The organism is Actinomadura chibensis NBRC 106107, from assembly GCF_001552135.1.
GTDB lineage: Bacteria > Actinomycetota > Actinomycetes > Streptosporangiales > Streptosporangiaceae > Spirillospora > Spirillospora chibensis.
Genome location: NZ_BCQP01000025.1, coordinates 100,106 through 113,517, shown reverse-complemented (window position 1 = coordinate 113,517; position 13,412 = coordinate 100,106). Strand labels below are relative to the sequence as shown.

Sequence of the window (13,412 nt, the reverse complement as noted above, 5' to 3'; positions counted from 1 at the left end):
GCTATTGGTGTATGGAATCAACGGTCGGTACACTGCGTCGCGGAGTGTGACCGCACGCAGCCACAGCGAGTGACTGCTTTCAACCCCTGACTGCGGTCGCCGAGAGATTTTGAGCAACGGCTGGTCCCTCCCGCGCGAGCGCGCGGCCACAGGAAACGATCGGCGGGCATGTCCCTACGCCGACGCCCTCGGTCGTGCCGCGCCGCACCCGGGAGCGGAGACCCCGCATATTGGAGGCTGAAAGCCCTGACTACCTTTCGTGAACTCGGGGTCGTCCCCGAGATAGCAGATGCCCTTGAAGCGGAGGGCATCGTCGAAGCGTTCCCCATCCAGGAGCTCGCCCTGCCGATCGCGCTGGGCGGGCACGACATCATCGGCCAGGCCCGCACCGGCACCGGCAAGACCCTCGCCTTCGGCGTGGCGCTGCTGCAGCGGATCGAGCACGGCGGCCGCGAGCCGCGCGCGCTCGTCGTGACGCCGACCCGCGAGCTGGCCCTCCAGGTCACCGACGACCTGCTCGTGGCGGGCGGCAAGCTCGGCACGCGCGTCCTGTCGGTGTACGGCGGCCGCGCCTACGAGCCCCAGATCGACGCGCTCCGCGAGGGCGTCGACGTGGTCGTCGGCACGCCGGGCCGCCTGCTGGACCTCGTGAAGCAGAAGCACCTCGACCTGTCGAAGGTCGGCGTCCTCGTGCTGGACGAGGCCGACCGCATGCTCGACCTCGGCTTCCTGCCCGACATCGAGCGGATCATCGAGCGCGTCCCGGCCAAGCGCCAGACGATGATGTTCTCGGCGACGATGCCGGGCGAGATCGTCGCGCTGTCGCGCCGGTACCTGACCCGGCCCACCAACGTGCGGGCCGAGTCGCACACCGAGTCGGAGGCGACGCCGCAGGTCGTCCAGCACGTCTTCCAGGCCCACCAGATGGACAAGCCGGAGATGCTCGCGCGTCTCCTGCAGGCCGAGGGCCGCGGGCTGACGATGATCTTCTGCCAGACCAAGCGGGCCTGCGACCGGGTGGCCGCCGACCTCGCCAAGCGGGGCTTCGACGCCGCCGCCGTGCACGGCGACCTCGGGCAGAGCCAGCGGGAGCGGGCGCTGCGCGCGTTCCGCAACGGCAAGATCGGGGTCCTCGTGGCCACCGACGTGGCGGCCCGCGGCCTCGACGTCGACGACGTCACCCACGTCGTCAACTACGAGTGCCCGGACAGCGCCGACACCTACGTGCACCGCATCGGCCGGACCGGCCGCGCGGGCAAGAAGGGCGTCGCCGTCACCTTCGTCGACTGGTCCGACCTCACCCGGTGGAAGCTGATCAACGGCACGCTCGACCTGCCGTTCGCCGCCCCGGAGGAGACCTACTCCACGTCCCCGCACTTCTTCGAGTCGCTCGGCATTCCCGAGGGGACGACGGGCACGCTGCCCGCGGAGCTGCGCGGCGGCCGCGCCGGGCTGGACGCCGAGGAGCTGGAGGACATCGGCGAGACCGGCAAGGTCCGCACCCACGTCCGCGACCGTGACCGCGACCGGGAGCGGGAGCGGGAGCGCCCGCGGCCCCGCCGCCGCAAGCGCAACCGGGCCCGGACCCGCGCCGGCAAGCCGGTCGAGGCCGCCGCGGCGGAGGCCGAGACCGCCGCGCACAAGGCCGGGACCCCGGCGGACGACAACGTCGTCGACGCCGTGGCCACCGAGCGCAAGCGCAGCCGGAGCCGCCGCCGCACCCGCGCGGGCAAGCCCGCGGCGCAGGCGTCGCCGGCGGCCGAGGCCGAGTCGCGGACGGCCTGACCAGGTACACAGCGAGAGAGCGCCGAACCGCGAGACCGGAGCCCCGGTCTCGCGGTTCTTCCGTCTGCGCGCCTGGCCGCGTGTCCCTGGGGGTGGGCCCCGGCCGGGGTCAGTTCGGCTTGTCGCGGAGTTCCAGCGCGGTGCCGGGCCGGTCGGTCACGAGGACGGCGACCCGCGGGTCGCGCAGGAACCGGCGCATGACGGGCTCGGCGTTGACCGTCCAGACCATGGCGGGGATCCCGGCGCGGGCGCACTGGCGGAGCACGCCGACGCGGGCCAGCCGGTGGTTCACCGCGACCATGTCGGCGCCCGCCCTGCGGATCAGCCGCAGCGGCGCGAAGTCGCGCGCGACGCCGCGCTCCCACAGGTTGCGGCCCACCGACAGGGCCGTCCGGGCGCGGGGGAAGCTCTTCTTGATCTGCACGAGGGAGACCACCTCGCGGGTCGTGACGACGAAGCCGTCCGGCCCGAACGCGTCCATCGCGAGCTCGACGGTCTCGTGCTCGCAGCCGCGCTCCTTGAGGTCGAGGTGCCCCTGGGCGCGGCCCGCGATGATCCGCATGGCGTCGCTGACCAGCGGGACGGGACGCGGCGAAAGGTCCTGCACCCGCTCGTAGGTGAGCCGTTTCAGCGCCAGGCCGCCGACCTCGGCGTCGTGGTGGACGACGAGCCGGCCGTCCCCCGTCCGGCGGATGTCGATCTCGACGTACTCGGCCCCGGACTCGACGGCCGCGGTGAGCCCCGTGAGGCCCGCCTCGTCCCGGCGGTGCGCGGAGATCGCAGGCTTCGGACGCACCCTGCGACGCTACCACCGCCGCTTTCTCACCAGCGGTGAGCATGCGGCATTGAGTATGGTGGTCCCCCGTGAGTACGCCCCGGTTCCTGACCCTGCCCCCCGGCGTGCGCCGGACGAACGTCGAGACCCCCCGCGGCTCGTTCGCCGCCCTGGAGGCCCTCCCGGGGTCCGGGGTGCCCGAACGCCGCCCGGCGCTCCTCGTCCCCGGCCTGACGGGCAGCAAGGAGGACTTCCTCGCCGTCCTGCACAGCCTCGCGGCGTCCGGCCGGCGCGTCCTCTCGATCGACATGCGCGGGCAGTACGAGTCCGCCGGGCCGGACGACGACGCCGCCTACGGCCGCGCGGCGCTCGGCGAGGACGTCAGCGCCCTGCTCGAAGCGCTCGGCCCCGACCCGGCGCACCTCGTCGGGCACTCGTTCGGCGGGCTGGTGTGCCGGGAGGCGGTGCTCGCCGACCGGGTCCGCCCCGCGTCGCTCACGCTGATGAGCTCCGGGCCGTCCGCCGTCACCGGGAAGGCCGCGACCAGGGCGCAGTCCCTGCGCGACGCGATCCCCGAGCTCGGCATGCCGACGATCTGGGAGATCGCCCTGGAGCCCGACTACTCCGCGCGCGGCGTCCACGAGGAGATCATCGCCTTCCTCAAGGCGCGCACGCTCGGCAACTCCGAGACGGGCCTCGTCCGGATGTCCGACGAGATCCTCACCGCGCCCGACCGGGTCGACGAGCTGGTCAAGCACTGCGCCGACACGGGGCTGCGGGTGCTCGTCCTCTACGGGGAGGACGACGACGTCTGGCTGCCGCCCGCCCAGGCCGAGATGGCCGAGCGGCTCGGCGCGTCCAAGGTCGTGATCCCGAGCGCCGCGCACTCGCCCGCCTGGGACGCCCCCGAGACGACGGCCGCCGCCCTCCGCGACTTCTGGGCGCAGGCGGAGCGCACCGGGCTCGGCTGAGGCCGGAGCCGCCGCGTCCAGGGCCGGACACCGGACGTCCACCAGACGGACATCCGAGATGTGCACGCTCGGCGACGGGAAGTGTGCGCACCGGAGCCGGATTCGGCCTAGGCTGGGCGTATGCCGGTGGATTACCGAGCCCCCAACATCAATGCCCGGAGCCTGGGGCAGCACCTGCGGAAGATCCGGGAGATCCTCGAACTGTCCTATCCGGAGGCCGCGTCCCTGCTCGGCCGTGACGCCAACTGGCTCGCCCGCGTCGAGACCGGCTTCGGCGAGGTCACGCCCGCGCAGGTCGGCGAGATCCTGGACGCCTACGGCGCGCCGCCGCGGGTCCGCGACGTCCTCGTCGACCTCGCGTCCCGCCCGGCCGGGCCGCCGTGGCTCGCGCGGCACGTCGGACGGCTGAAGGCCCTCGTCCGCGACATCTACACCGTCGAGTCGGAGTCCCCGATCATCCACACGTTCGGCATCGCGCGGATGCCGGAGCTCGTCCGCTGCGAGGAGTACGCCCGGCTGCTCTTCCAGCACCACGTCCCCCGGCTGAACGTCGAGGAGGAGCTCGACCTCCTGCGCAACCGGCAGCAGCACGCCCCGTCCGGCAGGCCCCGCACCCTGGACGTCATCCTCGACGGCTACATGCTGGAGCACCACGGCGGCCCCGCCGACGTCATGCGCGCCCAGTTCACCCACCTGCTCGACCTCGCCGCCGACGGGCGGTCGACCGTCCGGGTGATCCCGACGTCCAACGGGGTCCACGCGGGGCTCAACGGGTCCTTCGACGTCCTGGAGTTCCCGGGCGTCACCGACCGGATCTCGCTCGTCCACACCGCGCTCGGCATCGACGCCGCCCAGGCCGACCTGTGGGACACCTGGAAGCTCCTCGAAGACGTCACCCTCTCCCCCGCCGACTCCCGCGCCCTCCTCGAAGGCCACCGCGCCGCCCTCTAGCCGGTGGCGCCCGGCACCGGGTGGTGGTGCCCGCTGCACCGGGAATGGGCGGGCCCGCTGGATCGTCCGCGAGGCGGGCGGCCCCTAGCGTCGGGTGCAAGATCATCAACGGATGGTCCCGCGGCGCCGGACGAGCCCCTCGGCCGCGCCGCCCGGACGCACCGGAAGGACACCCACCGTGCGCAAACTTCGCCTGGCGCTGATCGCGCCGGCCGCGGCGGCGCTCTGTCTCGGGACGACCGCGCCGAGCGCGCTGGCCGACCCCGACCCGCCCGGACCGGGCGACGTCACCGCCACCATCATCGGCGGCGAGGACGCGACCGAGCCGTACTCCTTCATGGTGTCGCTGCAGGACCCCTCGGGCGGGCACTTCTGCGGCGGCAGCCTGATCACCGACCGATGGGTCGTCACCGCCGCGCACTGCGTCCAGAGCAAGCAGCCCGGTGATCTCCAGTTGCGCGTCGGAAGCCTGCGCAAGGACGAGGGCGGCGGCGTCCGGGGGGCCGACCGGATCGTCGTCCACCCCGACCGCACCGAGACCGCGTTCGACGTGGCGCTGGTCCGGCTCGACCGGCCGGTCGCGAACGCGCCCGTCCCGCTGGACGCGCGGCAGCCCACCGGCACCCCGGTCCGGCTGATCGGCTGGGGCTGCGCCTCGCCCGGCCCGAACACCGGGTGCGCCGACGCGCCCGACGTCCTGCAGCAGCTCGACTCGGCGATCCGCGAGCCGTCGGCCTGCGTGAACATCGTCGCGCCGATCGACGCGGCCGCCGAGGTGTGCACGGGCAACCCGGACACCAGGTCCGGCGCCTGCTTCGGCGACTCCGGCGGGCCCCTGCTGCGCGGCACCCCGGCGGGGTGGCGGCTCATCGGCGCGTTCAGCCGGGTGGAGGCGCTGCCGTACGACCCGGACAAGCCGGCCCCGCAGTTGCCCGACTGCAGCACCGGCAAGGGCATCTACACGGACGTGACCGCCCACCGGGAGTGGATCGAGAGCGTGGTCTCCGCGGCCTGAGCCCGGCTCCGACCAGCCGTCCCGGGCGCGACCGACCGCGCGCCGGGGCGGCCCTGTCCCCGCGTGACCGAGACTTGGCCGGGACGTGGCCGCGCCTCACTTCCCGCTCACCTGGGGATATGTAACGCTTGACGGGAAGAGGGGTAACTCTGGCGATGCGGTGCGGGAGGAGGAACGATGCGGAAGGTCGCCGACTGCCGGGACATGCCGAGCGAGTCGGGCTGCACGCTCACCATCAGCGGCGAGGAGGACGAGGTCGTCCGCGCCGCCGCCGAGCACGCGGCCTCCGTCCACGGCCACGAGGACACGCCCGAGCTGCGCGAGGAGATCCGGAGCGGGCTCAAGGACGAGCACCTCGCCGCCCACTGACGGGCGCACTGACGGGCCGACTGACGCGCCCAGGGGCATGGCCGGACGTCCATGATCGGGTTACCGTGTCGGCATGGACGCGGACGCCATGGTCCAGGAGCAGATCGCCTACTACCGGGCCCGCGCGCCCGAGTACGACCGGGAGTACGAGGAGCGCGACGACATCGCGGAACTGCGGCCGGTGTTCGAGGAGCTGCCGGTCGCCGGGGACGTGCTGGAGCTGGCCTGCGGCACCGGCCAGTGGACGGGCTCCCTCGCCGCGCGGGCCCGGTCGGTCACCGCGCTCGACGCCGCGCCCGAGGCGCTCGCCATCGCGCGGGGGCGGGTGACGTCGCCGAACGTGGCGTTCGGCCGCGCCGACCTTTTCGAGTGGCGGCCGGAACGGCGGTACGACACGGTCTTCTTCGCGTTCTGGCTGTCGCACGTCCCGCCCGGACGGCTCGCGGGCTTCTGGCGGACCGTCGCGGACGCCCTGGCCCCCGGCGGCACCGCCGTCTTCCTCGACAACGGGCCGGGCGAGGCCGCGTTCGAGGAGGTCCTCGACGGGCAGCCCGCGCCCGCCGTCCGGCGGACGCTGGCCGACGGCAGCGAGCACCGCGTGGTGAAGGTCTTCCACGAGCCGGAACGGCTCGTGCGGGATCTCGCGGGCTGGGGCTGGACGGCGCGCGTCCGGACGGTCGGGACGGCCTTCATCGCGGGCACCGCCGTCCGCTGAGCGGGGCCGCCGCGCCGGGTCTCCGTCCGGGCGATGAGTTCCGGCGGGGCCGGAGGTCTGCACCTCCGACCGCCGATCCCTGGAGGAGACCCGATGACGTCCGTCCGTACCCTGCGCGTTCCCGGCGCCCGCCTGCACTACGAGGTGCGCGGCCGGGGGCCGCTCGTCGCGCTCGTCGGCGCGCCCATGGACGCCGCGGCGTTCGAGCCACTGGCCGACCTGCTCGCCGCCGACCGCACCGTCCTCACGACCGACCCGCGCGGCATCGGCCGCAGCCCCGTCGACGACCCCGAGGAGGACTCGACCCCGCCGCTGCGCGCGGACGACCTGGCCCGGCTGATCGCGGAGGTGGGCGCGGGCCCGGCGACCGTCTTCGGGACGAGCGGCGGCGCGTGCACCGTCCTCGCGCTGGCGCAGTCGCACCCGGCGCGGGTCAGCACGGTGATCGCGCACGAGCCGCCGCTCGACCGGGTCCTGCCGGACGCCGAGGCGCTGCTCAAGGCGACCGACGACCTGATCGCCACCTACCTCGACGGCGACGTGATCGGGGCGTGGCGCAAGTTCATGGCGACGTCCGGCATCGACCTGCCCGACCCGGTGCTGGAGCAGATGTTCGGCGGGGAGCGCGACCCCCGGCAGGTGGCCGACGAGCGGCGCTGGTTCGCGCACGAGATGCGCGGGACCGTCCGCTGGACGCCCGACCTCGACGCGCTGCGCGCCGTCCGGGACCGGCTGGTCATCGGGATCGGCGAGGCGTCGGCGGGGCAGCTGTGCGACCGGGCGTCGCGGGCGCTGGCCGCCCACCTCGGGATCGAGCCGACGCTGTTCCCGGGCGACCACATCGGCTTCACCGAGGACCCGGCCCGGTTCGCCGACCGTCTGCGCGAGCTGCTCGACCGGACGCCCGTCTAGGCGGCGCCCGGAGCGTGACGGGCCTCACCGGGCCCCGGTGTCGCGGTCGCGGGTCAGTAATGACACACTTACTTGAGTTTGTCTCATGGAGGTGTGACCCAGGATGCCCGCGACCGTCCAGCCCCCCGAGAGCGTCACGTGGCGCGTCCACCTCGACCGGACCATGTGGATCGGCGGGGTGCGCGGGCTCATGCTCCAAGCGCTGCACCCCATGGCGATGTGGGGCGTGTGGCAGAACTCGAACTTCCAGGAGGACCCGTTCGGGCGGCTCCAGCGCACCGCCGACTTCGTCGGCGTCTCCACGTTCGGGACGCACGAGGAGATCGACGAGCTGGCCTACCGCGTCCGGCGGATCCACCGGAGCCTGCGCATCCTCAACCACGACACGGGCAAGAAGGAGCGGCTCGACCAGCCCGAACTCCTCCTCTGGGTGCACTGCGCCGAGGTGTCCTCGTACCTGGACGTGGCGCGGCGGGCCGGGCTGCCGCTGACCCGCGCCATGGCCGACCGGTACCTGGACGAGCAGCGCCACACCGCGACCTACGTCGGGCTGCACGCGGAGGACGTCCCCGGCAGCGTCGCCGAGATGGAGGCCTACCTCGCCGAGACGCGTCCGAAGCTGCGGGTCACCGAGGAGGCGGCGGCCACGGTGCGGTTCCTGATGTGGCCCGCGATGCCGGAGAACCTCAAGTACCTCGCGCCGGGGAAGCCGGGGTACTTCCCGTTCGGCGCGCTCTGCTACTACTCGCTGCCCGACTGGGCCCGCGAGATGTACGGGGCGCTTCCCGAGCTTCCCCGCCCGGCGGTGACGGCGGCGCTGCGCTCGTTCCGGCTGGCGATGAACACGCTGCCGGAGCGGCTGCACGACTACGCCTTCGCCAAGAACACCCGGGACATGCTGGAACGCGCCAGGCAGCGGCTCGCCGCCGAGGGCTACGACGTCCGCAAGGGCCTCTACGGCCTCCGCGACCCGCGCCGCTGGCCGGACGCCCGCAGGACCCTCACCGCGGCCTAGCCGGGCTCAGGAGACGTCCACGGGGAGGGCCGCCCAGGGTTCCTTGCGCGGGGCGGCCTCCTGGCCCTCGGGGCAGTGCCGGGCGAAGTCGCACCACGAGCACAGGGAGCCGGGACGGGGCGGGAACAGGTCGTCGTGCGGCGCGTGGTCGACGTCGCCCGCGGGGCGCGGCCTCGGGACGCGGGCCCGGTACCCCTCGTCGGCGTCGGCGGCCTCCCCGGCGATCGACTCGGCCCGGCGCAGGTGCCGGGCCAGCGACTCGTCGGTGTGCTCCCACGCGGCGACCTCGCCGGACGGCAGGTGGTGCAGCTCCACCCGGCGGCACGGGCGGCGCAGCACCCGCGCCGCGGCGATCGCGTACAGCGCGAGGGCCAGCGAGCCGCGCGCGTCGTCGGCGGTGAGGACGTGCCGCCCCGTCTTGTAGTCGACGACGACGAGCTCGGCGCCGCGGGCGTCCAGCCGGTCGATGCGCCCGGACACGGCGATGCGGTCGGTGCGGGTCGCGACGGTCCGCTCCACGCCGAGCGGCTCGTCGGACGGGTCGAGCCCCGCGACGTACCGCTCGGTCATCTCGCGGGCCCGCTCCCGCCACTCGGCGGACTGGGCGTCGTCGCGGAAGCCGTCGGTCAGCCAGCCACGGACGAGGAGCCGCCCGGCCGACTCGGGGGTGCGCTCGCGCACCGGCAGCCGCCACCAGCCCGCCAGGGCGTTGTGGACGCTCGCGCCCACGCTGTTGTGCGCCCACGGCGGGCCCTTCGGCGGCATCGGACGGTCGAGATAGGTCATCCGGTACCGCCGGGGGCAGTCCAGCCAGGTGTTCAGCCTCGACGGCGTGCACGTGTAGAGCCGCCGCGGCATGCCCTCGAAGCCGAGCTGCTCCACGCTAGTCGTCGGACTCCTGCGCCAGCGCGCCCCACGTCTCCCAGCGGGAGTCCTCGTCGCCGACCGTGGTCTCCTCGCCCTGGGCGGGCAGGATCCGCAGGTCCTTCGGCAGCGGAGTGAGCAGGGCGCCGATCGAGTTGAGCTGCTTGCGCAGGTCCTCGTAGACGCCGCCGATCGAGCCCGGACGGCCGCGGTGCAGGGTGTCGCCCGCGAACAGCACGCCGATCTGCTCGCTGATCACGCACACGCTGCCGGGGGTGTGGCCCGGCGTGTGGACGATCTCCAGCTGGGCGTCGGCGATCTCGAAGATCCCGCCGTCCTCAAGCCAGATGTCGGGTTCGAGGGAGCGCAGCGCCTTGGCGTCGTCCTCGTCCTCCTCCTCTTTGGCGAGGCGGCCGAAGTAGTCACGCCAGAGCAGCCGGTCCGCGCGGTGCAGCGCGATCGGGGCCCAGTTCTCCTCGTCCTCCTCCCCGGCGGCGGCGACTTCGAGCACCACGCTCAGACGGTGTTCGTTGCCGTCGGTGAGCAGGACGGCCATGACCTCGCGGTCGCCGACCTCCTTGAGGATGGCCTCGGCGTCGTTCGCCGGGTCGATGACGATCACCTCGTCGTCGTCGCCGACGATGTAGGTGTTGTTCTCGACGTCGTGGTCGGTGTCGTCAAGGGTCAGCGTGCCCGACGTCACCACCTGTTCGATGCGCGCTTCCACGCCTCGCACCCTACCGTGCTTCGGGCCTCCGGTAGGGGTCGCGGAGATCATCAACGGACGCGGCCTCCGCCAGCTGCGCGAAGGCGTCCGGGTCGGTCGTCTCGGCGCCCAGCCGGTCGCCGGTCAGCGCCCCGTGGTCGTCGCTGGACCCGGTCGCGGCGAGGCCGAGCGCGGCGGCGAGGTCGCGCAGCCGGGCGCGGTCGTCGGGGGCGTGGTCGGGGTGGTCGACCTCGATCCCGGCGAGGCCCTCGGCGGCGAGGCGCTCGACGGCGTCGTCCCCGAACACGTAGCCGCGGCGGCGGGCCCGCGGATGCGCGAGGACGCACACTCCCCCGGCCGCGCGGACGAGCCCGATCGCCTCCTCCGGGTCGAGCGCGTACCGCTCGACGTAGGCGCGGCCGCCCTGGGCGATCCAGTCGTCGGTGAACGCCTCGTCGGCCGTCCGGATGGCGCCCGCCTCGATCATGGCGCGGGCGATGTGCGGGCGTCCGACGGCCTCGCCGCTCGCCAGGCCGCGGACCATGTCCCAGGTGACGTCCACGCCCAGCTCGCGGAGGCGCTCGACCATGCCCCGCGCGCGGATCACCCGGTCGTCGCGGATCCTCGCCAGCTCGGCGGCGAGCACGGGCTCGGACGGGTCGAACAGGTAGCCGAGCATGTGCAGGCTCCGGCCGTCCAGCTTGCAGGACAGCTCGATGCCGGGGACGAGGGTCAGGCCGTCCGGGAGCGCGGCGGCGGCCTCGTCCCATCCGGCGACGGTGTCGTGGTCGGTGAGCGCGAGCACGTCCACGCCCCGCTCCCGGGCCCGCCGGACGACCTCGGCGGGCGGGCGCGTCCCGTCGGACATGGCGCTGTGGCTGTGCAGGTCGATGCGCATCGGTCGGCCCCCCGGCGTCAGTCGTCGAGCCGGGGGCTGAACGCGCCGTAGGGAAGGTCGATCTCCATGCCGGGCTCCCGGAGGTCGAGGAGGTTCTGCTTGTCGAGCATGAGGACGCCCGCGTCGGCGGGCCAGAGCACCGCCCACAGCCAGTTTCCCATCGCCTCGCCGACGTAGACGGCGCGGTCGGGGCGCCCGTCGACCGCCCACATCGGCAGCGAGTGGTCGTAGGTCGCGGCCGGGCCGCTCACGTCGAGCTTCACGTGCGGCGGGCTGCCGTCGAACCGCTCGCCGGGGTCGGGGCCCGCCAGCCCGGCGAAGTGGGCGCCGAGCCCGACGCCGGGCTCCTCGGCGATCAGCACCATGTCGGCGGGGCCGCTGAGCAGCCCCGGCCCGGACAGGGCGACGGCCGTCGCGCGCGCGCCCGAGCGGTCGTCCCCGACCGTGGCGAACCCCGTGACGAGCCAGCCCTGCGGAAGGGGCCAGGGCGTCCAGACGGGGACCCGCGTCTCGCGCAGCACGGCGGCCAGCCCGTCCGGGCCGGGTCGCCTGGCGGGCTGCCTCGGCAGGACGGCGCCGTGCACGTCGCAGGTCCAGTCGCTCGACCAGAGGCCCGGCTCGTGCAGGGGGCCCGCGCAGCGCGGGCATGTGGGCTCCGCCCTCATGACTACCCACCCTGCGCGGCCGCGTCCCGGATCGTCAAGGCGGGGCGGGCGGACGCGCGGAAAAGGGGCGTCAAAATGGGGTCATGCGAGTGCGCTGCGTGGGAGCGGTCGTCCGGGACGACCGCGGCCGGCTGCTGATGGTCCGGCGCGGCCGCCCGCCGGGCGAGGGCCTCTGGTCCATCCCCGGCGGCCGGGTCGAGCCGGGCGAGGACGACGCCGCCGCCCTCGCGCGGGAGCTGCGCGAGGAGACCGGCCTCGACGTGGAGCCCCTCGCCCTCGCCGGGACGGTCGAGCGTCCCGGCCCCTGCGGCGTCGTCTACGAGATTTACGACTACACGGCGGCGGTCACCGGGGGGACGCTCCGCGCGGGCGACGACGCGGCGGAGGCGGACTGGGTCCCGCCCGAGCGCATCCCCGAACTGCCCGTCACGCCCGGCCTCGTGGACGCCCTCGTGCTGTGGGGCCTGCTATGACACCGGGGTCGGGTGCGGGGGCGGCGTGATCGGGACGTCGTCCCGCGAACCCGCGGTGACGGTCTGGATCCTCATCCGCCGCGCCAGCCACACGACGGCCGCCGCGTACAGCGCCATCGGGACGATGTCGGCGGCGACGACCTGCCACGGCACGCCGCCCTGCTCGATGTCCAGCTCGCCGATCGCGGCCGGGAAGAGGAACGCCATCAGGTTGTTGAACACGTGCAGCGCGATGCCGGACTCCAGCCCGCCCGTCTTCACCGCCAGCCACGCCGCCACCGCGCCGAAGAAGAAGATGTCGAGGATGCCCCAGCCGGTGTAGCCGTGGCCCGAGGTGAACAGCGCCGACCCGACGACGATGCCGGGCCACGGGGTGCGCAGGACGGCGCTGAACGCGCGTCCGACGCGTCCCCTGGCGTTCTCCAGCGTGCAGGCGCCGACGGCCTGGAGCAGCCAGCCGCGGAACACGTACTCCTCCGCCGCCGACTGGAACGGCACCAGCAGGACGATGACGATCGCGGGGGCGAGGAAGCGCCCCCAGCCGACCCAGTGCTCGTCGCCGGACGACTGGTCGTCCACGGCGCCGCCCGCGAGGATCGACGTCCCGAACGACACGGCGCAGAACAGGACGGCGAGGCCGCAGCAGGCCAGCATCCAGCGCCAGCGCAGGCGTCCCGCGACGGACGACAGCGTGCCGGGCCGCCGCCGCTGGATCCCCCAGGCGGCGAGCAGCGCCACGGGCAGGAACAGGGCGAGCGAGCCCAGGTCGAACGCGAGGTCGGCGGTGTCGTCGCCGAAGACGGAGTCGGCGCCGGTCTCCGGCACGCCGCCCTCGGCCACCGTCCGGACGATCATCCCGACGATCATGACGACGAGCGCGAGCGCCATGCCCCCGGCGACGATCGCCAGCGACCCGGCGAGCGGACGCCACCACCGGTGCAGCGGGGTGCGCGCCAGCCGGTGGAACGGGGTACCGGACGGCGCGTCCTCCGTCCAGGACGTCCGGAACGGCGTCGGCGGGGCGTACCCGGCCCCGTACGGCGGCGGGTACTGCGCCCCGTACGGCTGGCCGCCGTACGGCTGCCCGTACTGCCCGTGGGTGGCCGGTGCGTATGGCTCCTGGTAGGCGTACGGCTGCGGCGGATACGGCGCTTGCGGCGGCGGTTCAGGACGTTCCGGCTCGCGCGCGGCGCCGTCGAGGTCGGGGTCCAGCGGCGCCCAACCGTCCGAGCCCCCTGGTTCTGACACGTCCGACCTCCCCCGTGAGCCTTCGCGTACGTGGGACGAATCGTACGGTG

The 13,412-nt window shown here is 74.2% G+C and carries 15 protein-coding genes; 9 read left to right on the top strand and 6 right to left on the bottom strand.

The genetic code is table 11. The features are described from left to right. The first annotated feature begins 168 nt into the window (after positions 1 to 168). A complete protein-coding gene (locus tag ACH01S_RS15165; RefSeq protein ID WP_083980701.1) occupies positions 169 to 1,785 on the top strand; it encodes a DEAD/DEAH box helicase in 1,617 nt (538 codons plus the stop codon). Between the two features lie 109 nt (positions 1,786 to 1,894). Here the strand turns inward: ACH01S_RS15165 and ACH01S_RS15160 are convergent, their stop codons facing one another. Beyond that, positions 1,895 to 2,581: a glycerophosphodiester phosphodiesterase gene (locus ACH01S_RS15160; RefSeq protein ID WP_067891241.1), complete on the bottom strand. Its 687-nt coding sequence runs from the start codon at positions 2,579 to 2,581 to the stop codon at positions 1,895 to 1,897. A gap of 68 nt (positions 2,582 to 2,649) precedes the next feature. Here ACH01S_RS15160 and ACH01S_RS15155 point away from each other — a divergent pair, with 68 nt between their 5' ends. The 7 genes from ACH01S_RS15155 (at position 2,650) to ACH01S_RS15125 (ending at position 8,508) form a co-directional block, all read left to right on the top strand. Then, on the top strand, positions 2,650 to 3,531 hold the full coding sequence (locus ACH01S_RS15155; RefSeq protein WP_067891238.1) for an alpha/beta fold hydrolase: 882 nt from the start codon (positions 2,650 to 2,652) through the stop codon (positions 3,529 to 3,531). A gap of 120 nt (positions 3,532 to 3,651) precedes the next feature. Beyond that, positions 3,652 to 4,482: a helix-turn-helix domain-containing protein gene (locus ACH01S_RS15150; RefSeq protein WP_067891235.1), complete on the top strand. Its 831-nt coding sequence runs from the start codon at positions 3,652 to 3,654 to the stop codon at positions 4,480 to 4,482. Positions 4,483 to 4,660: 178 nt separating this feature from the next. Beyond that, the gene (locus tag ACH01S_RS15145) at positions 4,661 to 5,497 is read left to right on the top strand and encodes a S1 family peptidase (protein WP_169809266.1); all 837 of its coding nucleotides are present in this window, start codon (positions 4,661 to 4,663) and stop codon (positions 5,495 to 5,497) included. A 177-nt stretch (positions 5,498 to 5,674) separates the two neighbouring features. Continuing rightward, positions 5,675 to 5,866, top strand: coding sequence for a DUF1059 domain-containing protein (locus tag ACH01S_RS15140; RefSeq protein ID WP_067891232.1), 192 nt, complete (start codon positions 5,675 to 5,677; stop codon positions 5,864 to 5,866). 73 nt (positions 5,867 to 5,939) lie between these two features. Beyond that, complete coding sequence (locus ACH01S_RS15135) at positions 5,940 to 6,581, top strand: class I SAM-dependent methyltransferase (RefSeq protein ID WP_067891229.1); 642 nt, start codon at positions 5,940 to 5,942, stop codon at positions 6,579 to 6,581. 93 nt (positions 6,582 to 6,674) lie between these two features. Further along, positions 6,675 to 7,493, top strand: a complete 819-nt coding sequence (locus ACH01S_RS15130) for an alpha/beta fold hydrolase (protein WP_067891226.1) — start codon at positions 6,675 to 6,677, stop codon at positions 7,491 to 7,493. A 103-nt stretch (positions 7,494 to 7,596) separates the two neighbouring features. Then, a complete protein-coding gene (locus ACH01S_RS15125) occupies positions 7,597 to 8,508 on the top strand; it encodes an oxygenase MpaB family protein (protein ID WP_067891223.1) in 912 nt (303 codons plus the stop codon). A 6-nt stretch (positions 8,509 to 8,514) separates the two neighbouring features. Here the strand turns inward: ACH01S_RS15125 and ACH01S_RS15120 are convergent, their stop codons facing one another. Genes ACH01S_RS15120 through ACH01S_RS15105 form a run of 4 tightly spaced genes read right to left on the bottom strand, consistent with a single transcriptional unit; the run spans position 8,515 to position 11,641 of the window. Then, positions 8,515 to 9,390 (bottom strand): RecB family exonuclease, encoded by an 876-nt coding sequence (locus tag ACH01S_RS15120; RefSeq protein WP_067891220.1) that lies wholly within the window; start codon positions 9,388 to 9,390, stop codon positions 8,515 to 8,517. A gap of 1 nt (position 9,391) precedes the next feature. Next, the gene (locus ACH01S_RS15115; protein WP_067891217.1) at positions 9,392 to 10,099 is read right to left on the bottom strand and encodes an MBL fold metallo-hydrolase; all 708 of its coding nucleotides are present in this window, start codon (positions 10,097 to 10,099) and stop codon (positions 9,392 to 9,394) included. A gap of 10 nt (positions 10,100 to 10,109) precedes the next feature. Continuing rightward, positions 10,110 to 10,976 carry a PHP domain-containing protein gene (locus ACH01S_RS15110; RefSeq protein ID WP_067891214.1) on the bottom strand — a complete coding sequence of 289 codons (867 nt, stop codon included), beginning with the start codon at positions 10,974 to 10,976 and terminating at the stop codon, positions 10,110 to 10,112. Between the two features lie 17 nt (positions 10,977 to 10,993). Then, complete coding sequence (locus ACH01S_RS15105; RefSeq protein WP_067891211.1) at positions 10,994 to 11,641, bottom strand: DUF6758 family protein; 648 nt, start codon at positions 11,639 to 11,641, stop codon at positions 10,994 to 10,996. An 83-nt stretch (positions 11,642 to 11,724) separates the two neighbouring features. Between ACH01S_RS15105 and ACH01S_RS15100 the strand changes: the two genes are divergently transcribed. After that, a complete protein-coding gene (locus ACH01S_RS15100; protein ID WP_067891208.1) occupies positions 11,725 to 12,114 on the top strand; it encodes an NUDIX hydrolase in 390 nt (129 codons plus the stop codon). On the opposite strand, the gene ACH01S_RS15095 is transcribed toward ACH01S_RS15100, so the two are convergent. Then, complete coding sequence (locus tag ACH01S_RS15095) at positions 12,109 to 13,362, bottom strand: CPBP family intramembrane glutamic endopeptidase (RefSeq protein WP_083980699.1); 1,254 nt, start codon at positions 13,360 to 13,362, stop codon at positions 12,109 to 12,111. The genes ACH01S_RS15100 and ACH01S_RS15095 overlap by 6 nt on opposite strands. Positions 13,363 to 13,412 lie beyond the last annotated feature (50 nt).

Excerpts from the sequence above, each read along its gene's own strand:
- ACH01S_RS15105 (WP_067891211.1), bottom strand. The coding sequence starts at position 11,641 with ATGAGGGCGGAGCCCACATGCCCGCGCTGCGCGGGCCCCCTGCACGAG.
- ACH01S_RS15125 (WP_067891223.1), top strand. The coding sequence starts at position 7,597 with ATGCCCGCGACCGTCCAGCCCCCCGAGAGCGTCACGTGGCGCGTCCAC.
- ACH01S_RS15130 (WP_067891226.1), top strand. The coding sequence starts at position 6,675 with ATGACGTCCGTCCGTACCCTGCGCGTTCCCGGCGCCCGCCTGCACTAC.
- ACH01S_RS15135 (WP_067891229.1), top strand. The coding sequence starts at position 5,940 with ATGGACGCGGACGCCATGGTCCAGGAGCAGATCGCCTACTACCGGGCC.
- ACH01S_RS15100 (WP_067891208.1), top strand. The coding sequence starts at position 11,725 with ATGCGAGTGCGCTGCGTGGGAGCGGTCGTCCGGGACGACCGCGGCCGG.
- ACH01S_RS15165 (WP_083980701.1), top strand. The coding sequence starts at position 169 with ATGTCCCTACGCCGACGCCCTCGGTCGTGCCGCGCCGCACCCGGGAGC.
- ACH01S_RS15140 (WP_067891232.1), top strand. The coding sequence starts at position 5,675 with ATGCGGAAGGTCGCCGACTGCCGGGACATGCCGAGCGAGTCGGGCTGC.
- ACH01S_RS15110 (WP_067891214.1), bottom strand. The coding sequence starts at position 10,976 with ATGCGCATCGACCTGCACAGCCACAGCGCCATGTCCGACGGGACGCGC.
- ACH01S_RS15150 (WP_067891235.1), top strand. The coding sequence starts at position 3,652 with ATGCCGGTGGATTACCGAGCCCCCAACATCAATGCCCGGAGCCTGGGG.